Source organism: Aquiflexum sp., assembly GCF_977115555.1.
In genome coordinates this window covers 1-2,074 of record NZ_CDSBKL010000563.1, presented here as the reverse complement: position 1 = coordinate 2,074, position 2,074 = coordinate 1, and the positions used below count along the sequence as shown (strand labels likewise).

Here is a 2,074-nt window from a genome sequence, read left to right as displayed (position 1 = left end):
GGGTGACTTCATGTACGAAGGATTAAAGTTTGATCTTAATGACCTCAACTACACTTCGAAACAGACTACAATATTCAAAAAAAAAATCGAATATTTTTTGATTTTCTGCCAAAATGACATTTTAAGCGAATTGGAACAAGCCTTGATAAGGGCTTTGTATCAATAATGTAAATCACTAAAACAAAAATAGCTATGCAGGAAAAAGGTACCATCTCGATACATACCGAGAATATCTTCCCGATCATCAAGAAGTTTTTATACTCTGACAATGAAATCTTCCTCCGTGAACTGGTTTCCAATGCGGTAGATGCCACACAAAAAATCAAGCGCTTGGCGACTTTGGGCCAATACAACGGCGAACTAGGCGACATCACTGTCGAAGTGGCTTTTGACAAAGACAAAAAAACCATCACCATCTCCGACCGTGGCCTTGGCATGACTGCCGAGGAGATCAAAAAGTACATCAATCAGATTGCTTTCTCCGGTGCAGCAGAATTTGTGGAGAAATTCAAAGATGCCAAAGACGCCAATGAGATCATCGGCAAGTTTGGTTTGGGTTGCTACTCCGCATTTATGGTGGCGGATAAAGTTGAAATAAACACCCTTTCCTATCAGGAAGGTGCCACGGCTGCAAGATGGACTTGCGACGGAAGCACAGAATTTGAAATCAGCGCGGGCGACAGAAAAGACAGAGGTACTGATATCACCTTATTTATCAATGCCGATTCTGAAGAGTTTTTGGACAAATGGAAGCTGCAAGGCATCCTAGACAAATACTGCAAATTCCTTCCTGTTCCGATCAAATTCGGTACTAAAACCGATTCTGTAGAAGACGGTGAAGATGCCGATGGCAAGAAGAAATGGAAGTCTGTAGAAACAGACAATATCATCAATACCACTTCCCCGATCTGGACAAAGTCTCCAAACGACCTGAAAGACGAGGATTACCTCAAGTTCTATAAGGAACTCTATCCTATGGGCGAGGATCCGCTGTTTTGGATTCACCTCAATGTGGATTATCCATTTAACCTCACCGGAGTGCTCTATTTCCCGAAAGTCAAAAATGACTTCGAACTGCAAAAAAACAAAATCAAGCTCTTCAGCCGTCAGGTATTCATCACCGACGAGGTGAAGGACATTGTTCCTGAGTTTTTGATGCTGCTGCATGGGGTGATCGACTCCCCGGATATTCCGCTTAATGTCTCTAGAAGCTTCCTGCAGGCTGACAGCAATGTGAAGAAAATCAACAGCTACATCACCAAAAAAGTAGCAGACAAGCTTGGAGAACTTTTCAAAAAAGACCGAAAAGTCTACGAAGAAAAGTGGAATGACATCGGCCTTTTTGTCAAGTATGGCATGATCAGCGAAGACAAATTTGCAGAAAAAGGAAAAGACTTCGCTCTGCTCAAAAATACCAAAGGCGAATATTTCACCCTGCCTGAATACAAAGAAAAAGTCAAAGCGATTCAGACTGACAAAAATGACCAAACCGTCTATCTCTACGCCACGGATGTCAACAAGCAGGACGGATTTATCCAATCTGCCAACAAAAAAGATTACGATGTCCTGGTGATGGACTCTCCGATCGACAGCCACTTCATCCAACACCTGGAGATGAAGGAAGAAAAAACCCAACTGAAGCGTGTGGATGCGGATGTGGCGGAGAAGCTGATCGAGAAGGACGATTCCTATGCCAACCTCCTTACCGAAGACCAATCCAAAAAGGTGAAGGAAATCTTCGAAAAAGCGATCTCCAACGCCACCTACAGCGTGGACGTGGCAGGACTCAGCCCTGAGGAAATGCCTGTGACCGTGACCATGGATGAGTTTATGCGCAGGATGAAGGACATGGCGCAGATGGGCGGCGGGATGAGTTTCTATGGTGCGATGCCGGACAACTACAAAGTAGCCATCAATGGCAATCACCCTGTCATCGACAAACTCCTCAAAACCGAGGATGAAGAAGCGCAGACCAAACTTGCCAAGCAGGCATTTGATTTAGCTTTGCTTTCCCAAGGTATGCTTACCGGCAAAGACCTGACTGCCTTTGTGAAGCGAAGTGTGGAATTGATTT

General features: G+C 44.3%; 1 protein-coding gene. It reads left to right on the top strand.

Going from position 1 to position 2,074, the window contains the following annotated elements; all coding sequences use genetic code 11:
• Positions 1-192 precede the first annotated feature (192 nt).
• Positions 193-2,074: molecular chaperone HtpG (gene htpG / locus ACZFYI_RS19585; protein WP_462525807.1), on the top strand; the 1,882-nt coding region annotated here is incomplete at its 3' end.